19 protein-coding genes are annotated in these 18130 nt (G+C 66.9%); 14 read left to right on the top strand and 5 right to left on the bottom strand.

What is annotated here, in order from left to right; genetic code table 11:
- Window positions 1-17: 17 nt before the first annotated feature.
- The gene (locus ACFQ50_RS02315; RefSeq protein ID WP_377993952.1) at window positions 18-827 is read left to right on the top strand and encodes a hypothetical protein; all 810 of its coding nucleotides are present in this window, start codon (window positions 18-20) and stop codon (window positions 825-827) included.
- Entirely contained in the window at window positions 811-1560 is a 750-nt protein-coding gene (locus tag ACFQ50_RS02310; protein ID WP_377993911.1) for a LamB/YcsF family protein, read from the top strand. The genes ACFQ50_RS02315 and ACFQ50_RS02310 overlap by 17 nt, the downstream gene beginning before the upstream one ends.
- Before the next feature lie 55 nt (window positions 1561-1615).
- On the opposite strand, the gene ACFQ50_RS02305 is transcribed toward ACFQ50_RS02310, so the two are convergent.
- Complete coding sequence (locus ACFQ50_RS02305) at window positions 1616-2989, bottom strand: DUF445 domain-containing protein (RefSeq protein ID WP_377993910.1); 1374 nt, start codon at window positions 2987-2989, stop codon at window positions 1616-1618.
- Between the two features lie 50 nt (window positions 2990-3039).
- Between ACFQ50_RS02305 and ACFQ50_RS02300 the strand changes: the two genes are divergently transcribed.
- From ACFQ50_RS02300 to ACFQ50_RS02285, 4 genes are all read left to right on the top strand, one after another.
- Window positions 3040-3969, top strand: a complete 930-nt coding sequence (locus ACFQ50_RS02300; protein WP_377993909.1) for a glycerophosphodiester phosphodiesterase — start codon at window positions 3040-3042, stop codon at window positions 3967-3969.
- 12 nt (window positions 3970-3981) lie between these two features.
- A complete protein-coding gene (locus ACFQ50_RS02295) occupies window positions 3982-4812 on the top strand; it encodes an AzlC family ABC transporter permease (RefSeq protein ID WP_377993908.1) in 831 nt (276 codons plus the stop codon).
- Complete coding sequence (locus ACFQ50_RS02290; RefSeq protein WP_377993907.1) at window positions 4809-5120, top strand: AzlD domain-containing protein; 312 nt, start codon at window positions 4809-4811, stop codon at window positions 5118-5120. Before ACFQ50_RS02295 ends, ACFQ50_RS02290 begins: the two co-directional genes overlap by 4 nt.
- Before the next feature lie 121 nt (window positions 5121-5241).
- Window positions 5242-5907, top strand: a complete 666-nt coding sequence (locus ACFQ50_RS02285) for an SIS domain-containing protein (RefSeq protein WP_377993906.1) — start codon at window positions 5242-5244, stop codon at window positions 5905-5907.
- A 13-nt stretch (window positions 5908-5920) separates the two neighbouring features.
- On the opposite strand, the gene ACFQ50_RS02280 is transcribed toward ACFQ50_RS02285, so the two are convergent.
- Together ACFQ50_RS02280 and ACFQ50_RS02275 are read right to left on the bottom strand one after the other, a co-directional pair.
- Entirely contained in the window at window positions 5921-6118 is a 198-nt protein-coding gene (locus tag ACFQ50_RS02280; protein ID WP_377993905.1) for a hypothetical protein, read from the bottom strand.
- Window positions 6119-6396: 278 nt separating this feature from the next.
- Window positions 6397-7017, bottom strand: coding sequence for a TetR/AcrR family transcriptional regulator (locus tag ACFQ50_RS02275; protein ID WP_377993904.1), 621 nt, complete (start codon window positions 7015-7017; stop codon window positions 6397-6399).
- A 112-nt stretch (window positions 7018-7129) separates the two neighbouring features.
- Between ACFQ50_RS02275 and ACFQ50_RS02270 the strand changes: the two genes are divergently transcribed.
- On the top strand, window positions 7130-7477 hold the full coding sequence (locus ACFQ50_RS02270; RefSeq protein WP_377993903.1) for an MTH1187 family thiamine-binding protein: 348 nt from the start codon (window positions 7130-7132) through the stop codon (window positions 7475-7477).
- 43 nt (window positions 7478-7520) lie between these two features.
- On the top strand, window positions 7521-8198 hold the full coding sequence (locus ACFQ50_RS02265) for an O-methyltransferase (RefSeq protein WP_377993902.1): 678 nt from the start codon (window positions 7521-7523) through the stop codon (window positions 8196-8198).
- A gap of 131 nt (window positions 8199-8329) precedes the next feature.
- Here ACFQ50_RS02265 and ACFQ50_RS02260 read toward each other — a convergent pair whose 3' ends face one another.
- On the bottom strand, window positions 8330-10483 hold the full coding sequence (locus ACFQ50_RS02260; RefSeq protein WP_377993901.1) for an FG-GAP-like repeat-containing protein: 2154 nt from the start codon (window positions 10481-10483) through the stop codon (window positions 8330-8332).
- Between the two features lie 362 nt (window positions 10484-10845).
- On the opposite strand from ACFQ50_RS02260, the gene ACFQ50_RS02255 reads away from it, so the two are divergent.
- The 6 genes from ACFQ50_RS02255 to ACFQ50_RS02230 all read left to right on the top strand — a co-directional run bounded on the left by ACFQ50_RS02255 (window position 10846) and on the right by ACFQ50_RS02230 (window position 17010).
- Window positions 10846-12450: a multicopper oxidase family protein gene (locus ACFQ50_RS02255; RefSeq protein WP_377993900.1), complete on the top strand. Its 1605-nt coding sequence runs from the start codon at window positions 10846-10848 to the stop codon at window positions 12448-12450.
- Between the two features lie 113 nt (window positions 12451-12563).
- Complete coding sequence (gene lepB / locus ACFQ50_RS02250) at window positions 12564-13013, top strand: signal peptidase I (RefSeq protein ID WP_377993899.1); 450 nt, start codon at window positions 12564-12566, stop codon at window positions 13011-13013.
- Window positions 13014-13128: 115 nt separating this feature from the next.
- Entirely contained in the window at window positions 13129-13608 is a 480-nt protein-coding gene (locus ACFQ50_RS02245) for a Dps family protein (protein ID WP_377993898.1), read from the top strand.
- Between the two features lie 45 nt (window positions 13609-13653).
- Window positions 13654-14868 carry a hypothetical protein gene (locus ACFQ50_RS02240; protein WP_377993897.1) on the top strand — a complete coding sequence of 405 codons (1215 nt, stop codon included), beginning with the start codon at window positions 13654-13656 and terminating at the stop codon, window positions 14866-14868.
- Window positions 14862-16244 (top strand): PIG-L family deacetylase, encoded by a 1383-nt coding sequence (locus tag ACFQ50_RS02235; protein WP_377993896.1) that lies wholly within the window; start codon window positions 14862-14864, stop codon window positions 16242-16244. The genes ACFQ50_RS02240 and ACFQ50_RS02235 overlap by 7 nt, the downstream gene beginning before the upstream one ends.
- Window positions 16231-17010 (top strand): glycosyltransferase, encoded by a 780-nt coding sequence (locus tag ACFQ50_RS02230; protein ID WP_377993895.1) that lies wholly within the window; start codon window positions 16231-16233, stop codon window positions 17008-17010. Before ACFQ50_RS02235 ends, ACFQ50_RS02230 begins: the two co-directional genes overlap by 14 nt.
- Before the next feature lie 6 nt (window positions 17011-17016).
- Here the strand turns inward: ACFQ50_RS02230 and ACFQ50_RS02225 are convergent, their stop codons facing one another.
- A complete protein-coding gene (locus ACFQ50_RS02225; RefSeq protein WP_377993894.1) occupies window positions 17017-18117 on the bottom strand; it encodes a YihY/virulence factor BrkB family protein in 1101 nt (366 codons plus the stop codon).
- Window positions 18118-18130: the final 13 nt, after the last annotated feature.

The raw sequence follows: 18130 nt of genomic DNA, 5'->3' as shown, positions 1-18130 counted from the left end.
CCGAGGTAGAGGTGATGATGGCCAAGAGACGCAACCCCGCGATGAGAATCGCGCAGGAAACAGCCCACAACGCCGTGTTCGACGCCCACGGCAATCCCAAACCCGGTGTTCACAACGTGCTGCTGCGGGCCGTGGAGATCCAGCGCCCACTGGTGGTCGCGTACATCCGCCGGCTCCAGCGCCGCAACCCGCGGGCGTCCGCCGCCCAGCTCGCGGACATCCTCGAACGCGACTATCTCCGTGCCGTGACAGGCGGCGGAGCGCTGGTCGGGGCCACCGCCGTCGTTCCCGGAGTCGGCACGGTGGCGTCCCTGGGCCTCTCCGCCGCCGCTACGGTGGGCTTCCTCGAGGCGACGGCCCTCTTCGCCACCTCGCTGGCCGAACTGCACGGGATCCGGATGACGGACCCGGAGAAAGCCAGCACCCTGGTGATGGCCGTGATGCTCGGCGAAGAGGGGACCGCGCTGCTTGGTTCGCTCAGCGGCCAGGCCATGGGCAAGGGCAAGGGTGCCAGCCAGGCCTGGGGAAATGTGCTGGCGGGCAGGATGTCGTCATCGGGGTTCGGTTTCATCCGCGAGCGCATCCAGAAAGCCTTCCTGCGAAACCTGCTCAGGCGGCAGGGAACCGCCCTGCTCGGACGTGCGCTGCCGTTCGGCATTGGGGCGGTGGTGGGCGGTGCCGGTAACCTCATGATGGGCCGGGCCGTCGTCGTTAACGCGAAAGAGGCCTTTGGGCCGATGCCGGACACCGTACCGGGCGAGCTCACAGCCGGGGGAGCATCGGCACCCGGCATAACGGAAGGTAATACGGGTGGATCTGAACGCTGACCTCGGGGAGTCCTTCGGCTCCTGGACCATGGGTGATGACGCGGCCATGTTTGAGCTCATCACCAGCGCCAACGTGGCCTGCGGCTTCCATGCCGGAGACCCTGTGACGATGCTGGACAGCTGCCGCGCTGCCTATGAACTGGACGTCAGGGTAGGCGCGCACGTTGGCTACCGTGACCTCGCCGGCTTCGGGCGGCGCTCCCTGGACATGTCCTTCGACGAACTGTTCGGCGACGTGCTGTACCAGCTCGGGGCGCTGGACGGAGTAGCGCACGCCGTGGGTGCCTCGGTGGACTACGTCAAACCGCACGGCGCCCTCTACAACCGGACATTCCACGACGCCGGGCAGGCTTCCGCGCTCGTGGCAGCCATCCAGGCCTACGATCCCGGCATGCCTGTCCTGGGGCTTCCCGGGTCCGAGCTGCTGAAGCAGGCCAAGGACGCCGGGCACCCCGTCTTCCGTGAGGCGTTCGTGGACCGCGCCTACCTGCCGGACGGGACGCTGGTGCCGCGCTCGCAGGAGGGTGCCGTGCTGCACGACGTCGGGCCGATCGTTGAGCGGGCAGTCCGCATGGCGCTCAAGGGCGAGGTGGTTGCAGTGGACGGAACCGTTGTCAGGGTGGACCCGGATTCCCTGTGCATCCACGGCGACACCCCCGGCGCTGTGGACATGGCAGCTGCCGTCCGCGCCGGCCTTGGGGAAGCCGGCGTGGAACTGGCGCCGTTCGCCTAAGCACGCCACCGGTCAGCCGGCGGTTGGCCGGGCGGACCGGCCGCCCGGCGGCCCGTCAGCCGAACGTCAGGTGGGCCACCGTGAAGATGGCGAGCCCGGCGAGGGACCCCACCACTGTGCCGTTGATCCGGATGAACTGCAGGTCCTTGCCCACCTGGAGCTCGATCTTCTGCGAGGTTTCCTCAGCATCCCAGCGGGCCACCGTATCCGTGATCACCGCTGCGATGTCCGACCGGTACGTGCGGACCAGATAGCCTGCGGCGTCACCGATCCAGGCGTTGACCTTGCCTGCCAGCTCTTCGTCGTTGACCAGCCGGGTGCCGAAATCGCGGACAGCCGCCTTGAACTTCACGGTCAGCTCGCTGTCGGGGTCGTCGACGGCGGTGAGCAGTGCCCCCTTGATGGTGGCCCAGGTGCGGGACGCCAGCTCCCGGACCTCAGGATCACCGAGCACCTGGGCCTTGATGCCCTCCGCGCGGGCGATCATGGCGGGATCGTGCTGCAGGTCCTGGGCCAGGTCCGTCAGGTACTTGTCGATGGACAGCCGGACCTGGTGCTGCTGGTCGTCCTGGACCGCGCGGGTGAATTTCAGCAGCTCGATGTAGACCTTGTCGCCCACCAGGCCGTCCACGAAGCTGGGCACCCATTGCGGGGACCGCTCCGTGACGAGCCGGCTGACCGTCTGGTGGTTTGCGGCCACCCAGTCCGCTGCCCGGTCCACGAGGAGGTCCACCAGCTTGTGGTGGTGCCCGTCGGCGAAGATCCGCTCGGCCATGCGTCCCACGGGCGGTCCCCACGGGGGTGTCAGGAGGTGTTTGCGGACCATGCCCTCGATAACGGCCTGGACGTCGTCGTCGTTCAGCACTTTGAACGTGCCCCGGATGACGGCGGCGCCCTCCTTGGCCACGCGCTCGGCGCCGCCCGGGCCCGACAGCCAGCTCCCGACCTTGCCGGAGATGTTGATGCTGGCCAGCTTGTCCTGGACCACCTGTTCGGAGAGGAAGTTGGTCTCCACGAACTCGCCCAGGGACGCACCGATCTGGTCCTTGCGGCGCGGGATGATGGCGGTGTGCGGGATTTTCAGCCCCATGGGATAGCGGAACAGGGCCGTCACCGCGAACCAGTCGGCCAGGGCGCCCACCATGCCGCCTTCCGCCGCGGCCCGGACGTACTCCAGCCACGGGTACTGTTTCTGCAGCGCGAAGGCGACGACGAACACCACGGCCATGGCGATGAGCAGGCAGAGGGCCACCAGTTTCATCTTCCGGAGCGCGGCCGCCTTTTCGGCGTCGCCCGCCGCGGGCTCACGTACGACGGCGGGACGCGCCGGAGTGCGGCCCGCCCGTCCGCCGTTCCGTTCGGGGCTTTCCGGGAGTTTCCGTTCCTCCGCCGCATCTTGCTGGGTGGTTGGCTCAGAGTTCACCTGCATGTGCCAAGCCTAGTCCCGCTATGCCGGCCGCGGTCGGCTAACGTGTGACCATGACAGCCGACGAGTCAGCCCTAACCCGTCCCCTGGTCTACGCCCACCGTGGTGCCAGCGCGGATTTCGCCGAGCATACCCGTGCCGCCTACCTCCGGGCGCTCGCCGACGGCGCGGACGGCGTCGAGTGCGACGTGCACCTGACCCGAGACCAGCACGTGGTCCTGCTGCACGATTCGAACCTGGACCGGACCTCGGACGGCACGGGTCCTGTGGCCGAACGGACCGTCGACCAGCTGCGGCTGCTGGATTTTTCATCCTGGAAGGGCGTCCGGATCCCCGAGGCCTACGGGCCCAGGTCCGAACAGTTCCTGACCCTGCAAGACCTGCTGGATCTGCTCCGGGCTGCCGGGCGGGAGATCGGGCTGGCCATCGAGCTGAAGCACCCCAGCCCCTACCAGCTGAAGCTGGAGGACAGGGTGCTGGAGGTGCTGCGCGAGGAAGGCTGGGACGCCGCAACATCCAGGCTGGGCAACATCCGGGTGACCTTCATGAGCTTCAGCCCCGACTCTGTCAGGCACCTCCGCAAGGCCGTCCCGGGGGAGTTCCTCTGCCAGCTCGTGGATGACGTGAACGTCACCGGAATCCGCGAGGAACTGGGGCTGGGGCCTTTCACGGGCAGTGCTGTGGCCAACGTGATGAAGGCCGCACAGCTGGAGGGTGAGCGGATTCTCAACGACGGCGAAGTGGCAATTGCCGGGCCCGGCATCGACTACATCCGCCGGCACACCGGTACTGTGAGGCGCTGGCTGGATGACGGCCGGCGTTTCCGGGTCTGGACGGTGGACGACGAGGACGACGTGGCGCTGTGCCGGAGGCTCGGCATCCAGGAAATCACCACCAACCGGCCGGCGCAGGTCCTGGCCCAGCTCCAGCAGCCGGCCATGGCGGCAACGTCGGCCGCAGCCCGGGCCCAGCCGCCGCTGTGATTGAGTGGTGGCATGCCCATCACCTGGCCCCCGAAGCTCCTGCGTTCCCCTGCGGTCCGTGTTGGCCTGTCCATCAGCGTCGCCACCGGGCTGTACGGAGTGTCCTTCGGTGCGCTGTCCGTGACCTCTGGCCTGGACTTCTGGCAGACCATGGCGCTGAGCCTGCTGCTGTTCAGCGGCGGCTCCCAGTTCGCGTTCATCGGGGTGGTTGCCGGCGGCGGCTCGGGTCTTGCCGCCATGGGGGCCGCCACCCTGCTGGGAATGCGCAACGGCATCTATGGCATGCAGCTCAACGTGCTGCTCCGGCCGAAGGGGTGGCGCCGGTACGCCGCCGCCCACGTGACCATCGACGAGTCCACGGCCACAAGTACCGGGCAGTCGGATCCTGACGAGCAGCACAGGGGCTTCTGGGCCGCGGGCATCGGGATCTTTGTACTCTGGAATCTCTTCACCGCAGTGGGTGCCCTCGCCGGAGGTGCGCTGGGGGACCCCAGGCAGTGGGGGCTCGACGGCGCAGCCGTGGCGGCCTTCCTAGGCCTGCTCTGGCCGCGGCTGAAGGGACGGGAGCCGGTGGCGATCGCCGTCGTCTGTGCCCTCGCAACGGTGCTGGCTGTGCCGTTCGTCCCGGCAGGCGTCCCCATCCTCATTGCCGCAGTGGTGGCGGCCGCCATCGGCTGGGTTAGCCACGGGCGCCAGGACGAAGGGCTTGAACCGGATATCGACCCCTACGCGGAATGGCATCCCAGCCATCATCCGCGTCCCAGCCACCACCCGCGTCCCGGCCATCAGCCGGGCCCCGGTCATCACACGGACAACGGAACCAACTCCGGAGGTGCCGAGTGAGTCTGTGGGTGTGGCTGCTGCTCGCCTGCCTCTTCGCCTATGCCTGGAAACTGGTGGGCTACCTTCTCCCGGCCAGCCTGCTGCAGAACCCCAGAATGTCCCGGATAGCCGGAACCATGACCATCGGGTTGCTGGCGTCCCTGACGGTCGTCAACACCCTGGCCAGCGGGCAGGCACTGGTTCTGGATGCCCGGCTTGGCGCCTTGGCTGCGGCTGCCGCGGCCCTGTTCCTTCGGGCGCCCTTCCTGGTGGTTGTGCTGGCAGGGGCGGGAGCCGCTGCCTTGCTCCGGCTGGCTGGCTGGAACTGAGCCGGCTGAACTGAGCCGCTTGAAACTGCCAGCCGGCCGGAACGGCCAGCCGGGCATCGTCGTCGTAAGAGTGATGTGGATCACAGCCGTTGTATCCTCGAATGAAGAGGAGTGGTAAAAAATGAAGGCCGTCAGCAGACTGTCCCGAACCCGCGCCACGGACGCGCCGTTCGAAATGAAAGCCCCGGTGGACATCGTCCTTGAGCACCTTCGGCAGGTAGGGCCTGCGGTAGCCGCGCTGCGGAATGAATCCTCGCGCCTGGCCGGCTGGGGCGAGGAACTGGCCCGCCGCCTGCTTTCCGGGAACCGCCTGGTCACAGCCGGAAGCGCCGGTTCGGCGGCGGAGGTGCAGCAATTTACCGCGGAGCTGCTGGGGCGCCATGCGGGTGAGCGCCAGCCGTTTTCCGTCATCGCACTGCGGCCCGGCGTGTCAGCAGGGGCTGCGCCGGTCAGTGCCATCGAAATTGCGCAGGGGCACGCGGACGAGGTTGCCAGCCAGGTGCGCGCCCATATCCGTTCCAACGACATTCTTCTGGCGGTCTCCGCCAGCGGGCACCGTCATGGCCTGCTGGAGGCGACGGCGGCAGCGCGGGCAGTCGGCGCCACCGTTTGGGCCGTGACCGGGGCAGCCCCCAACCCGCTGGCCCAGGCGGCCGATGAAGCTATCTGCATCAATTCGCCCAAGCCCCAGGTGCGGGAAGCGCAGTTGATCGCGCTTCAAGCCATGAGTGAGTGCCTGGCTTCGGCCCTGCACGCCTTGGCGGCCCGGCCGGAGCCGCGCAGGTGAGGGCGATGCGCAGCTACGCGGCGCCGTAAGCGTCCGGGGAAAGGGGTGCGGACCGCCGTGCGAGTTCTTCGGTGGCCAGGTCATACCAGTCCTGGGCGCCGAACACAGGGGCCGGCGTATCGAGGTTCCGGTAGAGCGCGTCCACGATGATGCTGAGCTCATCGGTGGAGGCCGCGGTTAATGTCGTTTCAGGATCCGTTGAATGTTTCATGAAGTGCGCTAGCTGTGAGCGGTTCATGGTGCCACGGCCGATCTGAATTGAACACGTGCAGGGAATGACATGGTGTGCTCCATATATGGAACTTCCCGAGGCTGACTTCCTAACCCGCCGGTGTGCCCAGCTTACTGTGCACGGGCGTTGTGCGGAATATGCGGGTCCGTCATTCCGGACCCGCCCCGCCACTGGAACTGCCACGCCTGCTCGAACGGCGCTCGCTGCTCGAACTGCAGGCGCTACTCGAACTGCGCTCGCTGCTCGAACTGCGGGCGCTACTCGAACTGCGAGCCTGGGAGCGGCACCTGCGGAGGCAGCGGCCTGATGGGCCGTTCCGCACGGATCGCGTCCTCCACAAGGGCAGCCGGCCGGCGCCAGGCGTCGGAGCCGGGCTCCATGGTGTCCACCACGCCGATCAGCATGGCCAGCAGCCGCACCATGTCAGTCAGTGAGATGTCCACCCGCAGGGTGCCTTGGTCCTGGCCGCGGTCAAGGAGCACGCCAATAGACTCGATCAGGCTTCCCGTAATGCCGGTGAGCAAGTCCCGCCGGCCGGCAACGGCGCCGAGCAGGTTGGCATTGTCACTGGCTGCAGTCATCACTGCGTCGATAACCCGGAACAGGCCCTCGGCCGCATCGCTGCCCGCAAGGGCGACGTCGATGACCGGGTCCACATTGAGCCGGAGCTGGCGGTTGAGGGCTGCCAAAACGAGCTGTTCCTTGTCCGAGAAATTCCGGAACAGCGTCGCTGGACCCACTCCGGCCGTTGCGGCAATGGTCTGCAGCGGAACGTCCGGGCCGTACTGCCGGAAACACTCGCGGGCAGCGTTAATGATCTTGTCCACATTGCGTGCAGCGTCAGCACGGAGTGGCTTGCGCTCTACTGCGAGGTTCATGAATCCAAGGTTAGCAACGCTGTGTCAGCCTGACTCCGTTACCCGTTGGTAGCGCCGAATATGACACAGAACACGTTCCGGGCGCCACATTCGGCCGTGTCAGACTGGACCCATGTTGCTTGCATTTTCAGTCGCCCCTTCCGGTATTCCCGCTGATCCTGCCTACGCTGCGGCGGGGGCCGGGGACGCATCAGTGCATGACGCCGTGGCGGCTGCCGTCAAGATTGTCCGGGAGTCCGGGCTGCCCAACAAGACGGATTCCATGTTCACCACCATCGAAGGCGAATGGGATGAGGTGTTCGACGTGGTGAAGCGCGCCACCGAGGCCGTGGGGAAATTCGGCAGCAGGGTGTCCTTGGTGATCAAGGCCGACATCCGGCCCGGCTATTCCGGCGAGCTCACCGCGAAAGTCGAGCGCCTGGAAGGCGCCCTGGACGGTCCCCGGGCCGAAGGCGACTGACGGGAATCTGGCCCGGCCGGTTGCTTGCTGGAAGACTGTGCCCATGTTTGAGCACAAGCCGCGGCCCGAGTGGGCGGCCGTAGAAGAGTACCTGTCCGACGTCGTCGTCCACCCCGACGATGCCGTCCAGCGCGCCGTCCGGTCCGCCGAGGAAGCCGGAATGCCGCCAATCGAGGTGACCCCGAACGCCGGAAAGCTTTTGAAGCTGCTGGTGGCGGCATCCGGTGCCCGCAGGGTGCTGGAGATCGGCACGCTGGCCGGGTTCAGCACCATCTGGATGGCACAGGGAATGCCCGACGACGGCCGGCTGGTGACGTGTGAATACCTCCAGAAACACGCCGATGTGGCCCGCGCCAACGTGGACGCGGCCGGAGTGGGCCACAAGGTGGAAATCCGGACAGGCGCTGCCCTGGACACGCTCGCCGCCCTCGAAGCCGAAGGTGCCCCCCCGTTCGACTTCGTCTTCATCGATGCGGACAAGGAAAACAACCCGCAGTACCTGGAGTGGGCGGTGCGGCTGGGCAGGGCTGGAACGAGCATCGTGATGGACAACGTCGTGTGGGAGGGTGTGGCGCTGGACCCGTCCATGGATGAAGTCAACGCCCCCGGAATCATCGCTGCGTTGAAGATGATGGGTGAGGATAGCCGGCTGGACGCCACTGTCATCCAGACCGTCGGGTCCAAGGGCTGGGACGGCTTCGCGCTGGCCGTGATCCGCTAGCCATGCCATGCGGGAGCTGCGCCGTCCGTAGGCAGCCCCCAGACCTGTCCCACCCACAGCGAGGCACCGCCCGCGTACTGGATGTACACGGGCGGTGTTCTTCTTGCTGGGCGCTCTTATCGCTGCGGCAACTACTGGATCGAGCTCATCGCGTTCCAGCCGGTACCGGCGGCAGCCTTGCTGACGAGGGTGGATCCGTTGCCGCGGTAGAGGAACAGGCTTCCCCGGGTATCGCGGGCGATGATGTCCGCCCTGCCGTCACCGGTGAAGTCGCCGGGAGCCACCAGGGAGCTGAAGCCGCCCCAGCCGGCGCCGATCTGGACCCGGGCGAGGAACCCGCCCGCACCGTCGCCCCGGTACAGCCAGAGGCTGCCGGCGGCGTCCCTGGAGACGATGTCGGTCTTGGCATCACCGTTGAAATCGGTAGGCAGGATGGTGTTCTGGGTGTTCCAGCTGCTGCCGATCTGGATCCGGCCTGAGAGGCCGCCGTTACCGACGCCGAGGTAGGCGAAGAGCCCACCGGCGGCGTCGCGGGCCACAAGGTCAGGTTTGCGGTCGCCGTTGAAGTCCCCACCGGCGCTGAGGCTGGTGAAGGAGTTCCACCCGATGCCGATCTGGGTCCGGCCCGAGAAGCCGCCGAGTCCGTTGCCCTTGTAGAGGTAGAGCAGGCCGGTGGAGGACCTGGCGATGATGTCTGCCTTGCGGTCATTGTTGAAGTCACCCGCGCTGATGATCGACGTCATCGAGTTCCAGCCTGTGCCGACTTTGGTCCTCGCGAGGAAGCCGCCGGTTCCGTTGCCGCGGTAGAGCCAGAGCGTTCCGGTGGAATCGCGGGACACGATGTCCGCCCGGCCGTCACCATTGAAGTCCTGCACCTTGCGGTACGGGGCGGTGACGGTGGTGCCGATTTGCACACTTCGGCTGGCCAGTGGGCTGACGTTGCCGGCCACGTCCGTGCCGCGGACCAGGAAGTTGTAGGTTCCGCTGACCTGTCCGTCCCACGTCTTCGGGGAAGCGCAGGTCGGATCCCAGACCGTGTTGGTGGGCTGGAGCTGGCATTCGAACCGGGCTTGCGGGTCACTGCTCGTGAAGCTCAGCGTCGGGGTGCTGTCCAGGCTGGGCGTGGACGGGAACGGTGCCACGATCGACACCGGGGGAGCAATTGTGTCCACCGTGAACCTGAGGGTCCCGGAATTCTGTCCGCCGGCCACAGCCTGCACGGAGTGGGGGCCATTGGCCAGCGCCGGCAGCGTCAGTGAGTACGAGGAGCCGGTAACCGTGGCCGCCCGGGGAGCGCCGCCGTCGACAATGAGCTGAACGGGGCCGGCGGTTCCCGCCGGCAGCGTGCCCGTGATGGTAGGCGTTGCCACCCTGGTGATATTGTCCGTGTTGGACCGACCGCTGTCACTGGCCGCAGCCAGGTCGGGCGTATTCGGGCCTCCAACGGAATCGGTCGCGATCAGGCCCTGGACCGTGAAAGTGTTCACGGTGAGGGTGTTGACCCCGGCTCCGCCGGCATTCGGGCCGACGACGCGCACGAAGTTGTTGCCCGAGGGGGCGCCAGTGACTGTCCGCGCAGTATTGATGTCACCGAGGGTGCCCGGTGCAGCACCCTCCTGGCGGAGGAAGGTCGCGGTCGTACCCCTGCCAAAGTCCCCCAGGAAGGCAGCGCCGACGCCGGCCCAGTCGCACGGAGTGGTGGCGGACGGTGCGCAGATGCCCTGGTCCAGGGTCTGGTTGATCACGCCGGTAGCGTCCGCCGTGAAGGTGTGGAGGCCATAGGGGTGGGTGATGCTGTAGCTGGCGTTCGGCGTCAGGCCGTTGAGCCGGAACCGTAGCCGTCCGAAGCCCATCTGTTCGCCGTCGACCACGGCTCCGTTGACATGGGCGCCCTCGAGGGCAGCCTCGTACAGGCGCAGGTTGCCCGCCGAAGCCTCGGCTCCGAACCAGAAGGCTTCCTCCGGGAAGTTGTCCGGGTAGGACGCCGGCGCGCTTGGGTCAGGCGGCTCAGAGAGGCAGCCCTGCCCGCCCTGGTAGCAGAACTGCAGCCGGACGGTACCGTCCGAAAACCAGGTGGGGAACCCGTTTGCGGGGTCAACCGGGCCCATTCCGGCCGTTTCCGCGTGGGCGGGAACAGCGCCGATGGGTGACAGGGCGGCGGCAAGAAGTGCGCCGGCAACGGCCGGGGCAAAGCGCCCGGCGGTAGTGAGGGGCCTAACCTGCGCTGGCCGGGAGCGCTTGGCTCCGTCAGGCATCAAAGGCCTCATCGCGGAATGCGAAGACATGGTAACTCCTTTTTGGACACTCGATTTGTGGCCCCCAATACCTTCAAGGCCAAGCCGGGAGGTGCGTTCCCAACTGCGTCAAGAGTGGACGCGGCACCTTGGGCAAAGGTCGGATTTAGCCGGTGGGGAGCGGCGCCTGAACGGCCCCAAGTTCGGGTGCGTCCCCTGCAACCACCCCGGAATGCTGCGGGCTTCGGGTGGGGAAGCCGAATTAGACCATCGATTTGAGGGGGCCCAATTGAGGGTGCTCCCTCAGAACCCCCACTGCTCCCAGCCTGATCCGGCTTTTTCCAAGTAGGCCGGGACATCCTCGAACTATCCCATTTGGTCTCGAACCATCCCTATCGAAAGGAGGCCCGGTAATGACCGTGTCCAGACGAAATGTCCTGCTACTGGGTGGCCTCGGCGTTGTTGGAGCAAGCGCCCTTTCGCTCCCGCGGGGCGAGGTGGAGGCCAAGTCTGCCAGCAGGCTGAGCAGCGCAGAGATGCCCAAACCGTTTCAGTCGGCGTTCGTGAAGCCGCCGGTGCTGGCTGCGGACAAGGTGGAGGTGGACCCCGCCGACGGCAAGCCCGTCAACTACTACACCCTGACCGAGAAGGCAGCCATGGCGTCCATCCTGCCGCGGCTCCAAACACCGATCCTGGGCTACAACGGGATTTTCCCCGGTCCCACGATCAGCCTGGACCAGGGCACCAAGGCGGTGGTCCGGGTCCGGAACCAGCTTCCCGCAACGCATCCGAACGACGGCCACGTGCTCTCCACGTCCACGCATCTGCACGGTTCAGCCTCGCTTCCGCAGTTCGACGGATACGCCAGTGACGTGACCCATCCTGGCTTCTTCAAGGACTACCACTATCCGAACTTCCAGCCGGCCCGCACGCTCTGGTACCACGACCACGGGGTGCACTTCACCGCGCAGAATGCCTACTCCGGCCTGGCCGCGCAGTACCACATGCACGATCCGCTGGAACGGCAGCTGCTCCCGCAAGGCGACTTCGACGTACCGCTCATCATTTCCGATGCGATGTTCGCCGCGAACGGCGCACTGGGCTATGACGACAACACGCACTCTGGCCTGTGGGGTGACGTCATCCTGGTCAACGGCAAGCCCTGGCCGGTCATGAAGGTGCAAAAGCGTATCTACCGTTTCCGGGTCCTGAACTGCAGCATTTCCCGGTCCGTGCGGCTCACGCTGAGCACCGGGGATCCGCTCATCATCGTGGGCACCGACGGCGGCCTGATTCCCACGGCGCAAAAGGTGGCGAACTACCGGCACGGCGGGGCAGAGCGGTACGAGGTGCTCATCGATTTCCGCAAGTACAAGACCGGCCAGCGGATCGAGTTGCGCAACCTGTCCAACCCGAACAACGTTGACTACGACTTCACCAGCAAGGTCATGGCCTTCGACGTCACGGACGAGCCCGTCAACACCAGCGACCCCACCTGGAACACGGTTCCCGTCCAGCTGGCGCCGGCGAACGAGGTCATGGCGTTGCCCGAGAAGCGGGCCACCAAGGTCCGGAAGTTCCGGGTCAAGCGGAACGACGTCACCAACATGTGGACCATCGACGACGACAGCTGGCAGGACGTCATTGCCAGCGGCTACAAGAAGGTGGCCGCGGAGGTGGACCTGGACGCCGTCGAGGTCTGGGAAATCGAGAACAGGTCCGGCGGCTGGTTCCACCCCGTGCATATCCACCTCGTGGACTTCAAGATCCTGAGCCGCAACGGCAAGGCACCGTTTCCGCAGGAACTCGGGCCCAAGGACGTCGTCTATGTGGGCGAGGGCGAGACGGTCCGACTGCTCATGAAGTTCGGTCCGCACCGCGGCCGCTACATGGTGCACTGCCACAACCTGCCCCACGAGGACCACGACATGATGGTTCAGTTCCGGGTAGGGCTGAAGGAAACCGACAACGATCCCAACGACCCCATGACGGCGGCGCTGCCCCAATGGGACGGCTAGCGGCGCACAGGGCGACCCCAAAATCCGGGGCAGTCCCTGAGGGCAGAGCCGTCACCCAGAACCTTGCCGGGTCCGCCCGGCAGGGTTTTCGGGGGAGAACAATTACGACGGCGGTGCTGCTGGCCGCCGGTCTGCTCGCCTCCCGCCTGTGGCTGGTGGAGCCCGTGACGGTCAGCTCCGAAAGCATGGAACCGGCACTGCCCAAGGGCAGCACGGTGCTGATGTTCAAACCGGGGCCGGCGCTGGGAACCCTCAGAACCGGAGACCTGGTGGTGTTCACGAGCCCGGAGGACGGGAACCCTGCTGTGAAGCGGGCCGTTGCCTTCGCCGGCCAGACCGTTGCCATCGAGGACTCGGTGCTGGTGGTGGACGGGGTTCCGCAGGCCGAGCCGGGGATCGATCACAGCCGCATCGACGGCACCTACTTTGGTCCGGTTAAGGTGCCCGCCGGCCACCTCTTCGTCCTGGGTGACAACCGGGCGGGCTCCATCGATTCACGCACCTACGGGAGCGTGCCGCTGGAATCGCTGCGGGCCACGGTGCTGTGGCCCGTCGGCCGTTGATGCAGCGCTAAGTCCCTTACCCGAAGGCAAAAGGTAAGTATGCTGGGAATCATCCTGGCGGGCTGCCCGGCCGGCCAGGCACGTAGAAGCATCGGTGACGGCAGCGGAGGAAGACATGAAGGCATCCGAGACTCTGGCCGGCAATCTCCAGAAGGTCCTCACCGACCTGATTGAGCTGCACGTCCAAGGCAAGCAGGCACACTGGAACCTGGTGGGCACCAACTTCCGCGACCTGCATCTGCAGCTGGACGAAATCGTGGACAGTGCCCGGCTGCTCGCCGACCAGACCGCTGAGCGCATGCGTTCGCTGCATGCACTTCCGGACGGCCGCAGCGCCACTGTCTCGTCCGGCACCAGGCTGGACCCGTATCCTGCCGGCCTGACCGTCACGAAGGACACCGCCAAGCTCATCACCGCGAGACTGGAACAAACGGTCAAGACCATCCGCGATGTCCACGATGAGGTCGATGAAGAAGATCCCACGAGCGCGGACCTCCTGCACGAGGCCATCACCCGGCTGGAACAGCTGGCCTGGATGGTGAACGCGGAAGTGATGCCCGCCTCGGCGTCCGTGACCGCCCCGGAACAGGGCTAGCACGGCCATGACCCGGCCCCGCCCCCGACAGTCAGTGGACGCCGCATGAACTCTCCGCACCGCCAGTGGCAGCCCGTCCGATTCGGCCCGACGCCGGCCGGGAAGACCGGCGTCGAACCTGTGCCGGAAACCGGACCTGGGCTTGACGCCGAACCTGAACTAAACGTTCAGCAGCTGCTGGACCGGGTTGCCTCGGCCGTGGGGGACGTCCCGGCGCTGCTGGCCATCGCCCAGCAGGCCGGCCGTTCCGCGCCGAAGCCCGGTGACGGGCGGACTGTGCAGCTGTGGGAACTGCTGGCGTCCGTGGCAGCGGTGGACGTGGCCGCCGCCAGGGTCCTGGAGCCGCATCTGGATGCCGGCGCCATCCTGTCCCAGGCGGGAACACCGGAAACATTTACCGGATCGTGGGGAGTGTACGCAGCCGAGGCCGCGGGCACGCGGCTAACGGCCGCGCCGGCATCACCGTCCGCTGTACAGCTGACCGGCTCCAAGCCCTGGTGCTCGCTGGCCCAGTTTGTGGACCATGCCGTGGTGACCGCGCACGCCGAAACGGGCGGCCGGGCCGCTTTTGCCGTCGACCTGAGGGCCGCCGGCGTCACGTGTGACGTGCCGGAATGGACCAGCCGCGGACTGCGCGAAATTCCCAGCGGAACAGTCCACTTTGACCGGGTACCGGCTGTACCGCTCGGCGGCGACGGGTGGTACTTCCAGCGACCCGGCTTTGCGTGGGGCGGCATGGGCGTTGCCGCGTGCTGGCTGGGCGGCGCCGTGGCACTCGGCCGGCTGTTCGAAGCCGCGCTGCTGCGGGGCGCCAGGTCACAACGCGAGCCCGACCAGGTAGCGCTCGCCGCCCTTGGCGAAGTGGACCGGATCCTGACGTCCACCAGCCAGTATCTCGCCCGCGCAGCTGACGCCGTGGACGCTGCCCGGGCCGGCGCCGCCCAGACCGGCGCCGCCCAGGCGGGCCCGGAATCCGGCCCGGAAGGGGCCGCCGGCGAGCCCAGCACCGAAGGTGCGGTCCAGCTCAGCGGTGCCGTTGGCGGGTGGAGCGAGGCGCTGCGTGTCCGGGGAACTGTTGCCGCCGCCGTCGAACGCGTCCAGCTCCTGGTGAGCCAGAACCTGGGCCCCGGACCACTGGCCTTCGATGAACGGTACGGCAAGTGCATGGCTGACCTGTCCCTCTACGTGCGGCAGCACCATGCCACGCGTGACGACGCCCAGCTGGGCGTGCTCACCCTCAAGGGGGAGCACGCGTGGTGACGTTCTCGCACGCGGATGCCGGCACGCATGAAGATGCATGGGCAGCCGGCGGCCTTGGCACGGTCGGCGAACTGCCGCTGGATTCCGCCGAGCTGTCAGGGACGGAGTTCGTTGTCCTGGTGGCTCACCCGGACGACGAATCCCTCGGCGCCGGAGGGCTGCTTGCCCGCCTCGCGTCCTCCGGTGCACACGTTGAGGTGCTCCTGTGTTCGGCGGGGGAGGCGTCCCACCCGGGGTCGTCCACCACCACCCCGGAGCAGCTTGCCGCCGTCCGCCTGGAAGAGTTCGCAGCCGCCATGGCCGCGTTCGGGCTGGCTGAGCGCTGGCAGTTCCTGAACCTGCCGGACAGCGGGCTGGCCCAGCACCGCGCCATAATTGCCGAACGCCTGGCGGACGTCATTGGAAATCGGGATGTGGTCATTGTTGCCCCGTACCGCGCGGACGGACACATCGACCACGACACCCTGGGATCCGTGGCGGCGGAAGCCGCCGCAGCCGGAAGTCACGGGCTGCTGGAATATCCCATCTGGTACTGGCTGTGGGCCACGCCTGGGGACATCGCCTGGCGGAACTGGGTGCGGCTGCCCCTGAGCTTCGGTGAACAGCGAACCAAGCGTGCGGCCCTGCACGCCCATGCCTCCCAGTTGCAGCCGCTCTCTGACCGCCCTGGCGACGAGGCGCTGCTGTCAGAGCAGTTTCTTGCGCACTTCTCCCGGCCCTTTGAGGTCTTCGCCTGGCAACCGCCGGTGACCGGAAGGCGGAGCGCCCGGGACGCCGAGGCCGTCTTTGACGACCTGCACCGCGGCGCCGAGGATCCCTGGAGGTACCAGGACACCTGGTATGAGCAGCGCAAGCGCAGCCTGACGCTCGCTGCGCTCCCTGAACAGAAGTACGACGCCGGACTGGAGGCCGGCTGCTCGATCGGCACCCTGGGTGCGGAGCTGGCACAGCGCTGCGGGAGGTTCCTGGCCGTGGACGCCAGCGGCACCGCCGTGGCGCGGGCCGCCGAACGGCTCGCCCGGCACCCGGGCGCTGAAGCCATGCAGCTGACCCTGCCGGAACAGTGGCCGGAGGGCAGCTTTGACCTGATCGTGGTCTCCGAGATGGGCTACTACCTCGCGGCGGCCGAACTGGACGAGCTCTTCACCCGGATCTCCGAGTCCCTCATGCCGGGCGGAACGCTGCTGCTCTGCCACTGGAGGCATCCGGTTTCCGGATGGGAGCTCGACGGCGACACCGTGCACGCGCTGGCACGGAGCCGGCTCGGGTGGCCGCCCGCGGGTTTTTACCGCGAGCGGGACTTCATCCTCGAAACCTTCATCGCGCCAGCGGCCGCGCTCTCTTCCAGGCCGGGAGCCGCGCGTGACGCCGGCTAGTTTCCGGCCGGTGATCAACCGGGTGGAGGTGGTGATGCCGGTCCATGACGAGGAGCACCATCTTGGACCCTCCCTGCACGCGCTCGGCGCCGCGGCTGAAACGGTGCGGCGGCATCACCCCGCAATGGCCGTGGGTATCACTGTTGTCCTGGACCACTGCACCGATGGTTCGGCGGATATAGCGGACCGCTTTGCCGGGTCGTGGGCAGGATTAGGCGCCGGACCAAGCACCGGCGTCCGGGTGCTGCACCGGAGGTTCCGCAACGCGGGCGCCAGCAGGGCGGCGGGTGTGGCGGCAGCCCTGGGGGAGGCTGGCGCCGGCCGTCTGCAACGCACCTGGCTGGCCAATACCGATGCCGATTCCAGGGTTCCCGAGGACTGGCTTGTGCGCCAGCTGGAGATTGCGGATGCCGGCTGGGACGTGGTGCTTGGTTCCGTGGAGCCCGACTCCGCAGGGATGGATCCCGAGCTTGTGCGCAGCTGGCGCCTCCGGCATCCGCTCGAGGAGGGGCACGCCAATGTTTATGGCGCCAACCTCGGCGTGCGCGCCTCGGCATACCGCCAGGCTGGCGGATTCCCGCCGCTGCGCTCGTCCGAGGACCGCGCCCTGGTGGAGCAGTTGCGGCGAAGAGGCTTTGCCGTCACAGCCACCGACACCACCCGTGTACTGACCTCTGGGCGTACTGTCGCCCGGGCGCCCCACGGTTTTGGCGCCTACCTTCGTGCGCTGGGTGTTGAAACGGCTGCCGCCCTCCGGAGCAGCTGACCCGGGTCAGCTGCTTTTGCTGTCGCTCTGCTCCTGGCCGTCGGCCTGGTCGCTGTATTTCTCGCGCAGTTCGCGTCCCAGCCGGATGTCTTCCTCTTCCTTCTCCTGGAGCTTGTCGCTTTTCTTGGTGTCGCGGGGCGGAAGCTGGAGTGTTTCCTCGGCTTCGATGCCCGCCTGCAGCTGCCGGCCACGTTCCATCTCGGCGTCGAACTCCGCACCAAAAAGCAGGGACATGTTCAGGATCCAGAGCCACAGCAGCATGACGATCACGCCGCCGATGGCGCCGTACGTCTTGTTGTAGTTGCTGAAGTTCCCCACGTAGAACCCGAAGCCCACCGAGGCCACCACGAAGATCAGCAGGGCGATGAGGGAACCAAGGCTCATCCATCGGATCTTGGGCTGGCGGACGTTGGGAGTGGCGTAATAGAGGATGGCGATCACCACGATGACCAGCGCCACAATCACCGGCCACTTGGCGATGTTCCACACGGTCAGGAACACTCCGCCCAGCCCCAGGGCATTGCCAACGGCTTCAGCCACCGGACCGCTGATGACGAGCATTGCGGCGAGCAGCGCAACGATGATCAGGGAAATCAGCGTCACGCCGAGCATGGTGCCGCGCAGCTTGACGAAGCCCCGGCCCTCATCAATTTCGTAAATTCGGTTCATCGCCCGGCCGAACGCGGTCACATACCCCGAAGCCGACCACAGGGCTGTCGCGAGACCAATGAACAGTGTGAAGCCGGCAGCCGGTGAGGTGGTGAGCTCCTGGATCGGGGCGCGGATCATCTCCACCGCCTGCCCGGGTGCGATGCCCTGGACGATTTCCAGGAGCGCCGCCGTCGTCTTCTCTGCCTGTCCAAAGATGCCGAGCAACGAAACGAGGGCGAGCAGTGCGGGGAAGAGCGAGAAGATCGCGTAATAGGTAAGCCCGGCGGCGAGGTCGGGGCACTGGTCACCCGTGAATTCACGCAGGGTCTTGCGGAAAATGTACTTCCACGACGGCTTGTCCACGTCCGTGGGACTGTCCGGCTTTCGCGCATCATCCGGGGCAGGCGCGCTGGCCGCCTTTGCTGTGCTGGTTTCCGGGGCTTCTTTCGTAGCCATGAAGCATCCTTTC

Source organism: Arthrobacter sp. NPDC056493 (genome assembly GCF_042795115.1).
Classification (GTDB): Bacteria; Actinomycetota; Actinomycetes; order Actinomycetales; family Micrococcaceae; genus Arthrobacter.
The sequence above is the reverse complement of the archived record's forward strand: the minus strand, read 5'-3'. Positions and strand labels throughout refer to the sequence as shown.

Bases quoted from the DNA above. Each gene is read 5' to 3' on its own strand.
- ACFQ50_RS02245 (WP_377993898.1), top strand. From the start codon at position 13,129: ATGAAGGCATCCGAGACTCTGGCCGGCAATCTCCAGAAGGTCCTCACC.
- ACFQ50_RS02315 (WP_377993952.1), top strand. From the start codon at position 18: ATGGCCAAGAGACGCAACCCCGCGATGAGAATCGCGCAGGAAACAGCC.
- ACFQ50_RS02255 (WP_377993900.1), top strand. From the start codon at position 10,846: ATGACCGTGTCCAGACGAAATGTCCTGCTACTGGGTGGCCTCGGCGTT.
- ACFQ50_RS02295 (WP_377993908.1), top strand. From the start codon at position 3,982: ATGCCCATCACCTGGCCCCCGAAGCTCCTGCGTTCCCCTGCGGTCCGT.
- ACFQ50_RS02285 (WP_377993906.1), top strand. From the start codon at position 5,242: ATGAAGGCCGTCAGCAGACTGTCCCGAACCCGCGCCACGGACGCGCCG.
- ACFQ50_RS02260 (WP_377993901.1), bottom strand. From the start codon at position 10,483: ATGTCTTCGCATTCCGCGATGAGGCCTTTGATGCCTGACGGAGCCAAG.
- ACFQ50_RS02240 (WP_377993897.1), top strand. From the start codon at position 13,654: ATGAACTCTCCGCACCGCCAGTGGCAGCCCGTCCGATTCGGCCCGACG.
- ACFQ50_RS02305 (WP_377993910.1), bottom strand. From the start codon at position 2,989: ATGCAGGTGAACTCTGAGCCAACCACCCAGCAAGATGCGGCGGAGGAA.
- ACFQ50_RS02280 (WP_377993905.1), bottom strand. From the start codon at position 6,118: ATGAAACATTCAACGGATCCTGAAACGACATTAACCGCGGCCTCCACC.
- ACFQ50_RS02265 (WP_377993902.1), top strand. From the start codon at position 7,521: ATGTTTGAGCACAAGCCGCGGCCCGAGTGGGCGGCCGTAGAAGAGTAC.
- ACFQ50_RS02225 (WP_377993894.1), bottom strand. From the start codon at position 18,117: ATGGCTACGAAAGAAGCCCCGGAAACCAGCACAGCAAAGGCGGCCAGC.
- ACFQ50_RS02270 (WP_377993903.1), top strand. From the start codon at position 7,130: ATGTTGCTTGCATTTTCAGTCGCCCCTTCCGGTATTCCCGCTGATCCT.
- ACFQ50_RS02275 (WP_377993904.1), bottom strand. From the start codon at position 7,017: ATGAACCTCGCAGTAGAGCGCAAGCCACTCCGTGCTGACGCTGCACGC.
- ACFQ50_RS02300 (WP_377993909.1), top strand. From the start codon at position 3,040: ATGACAGCCGACGAGTCAGCCCTAACCCGTCCCCTGGTCTACGCCCAC.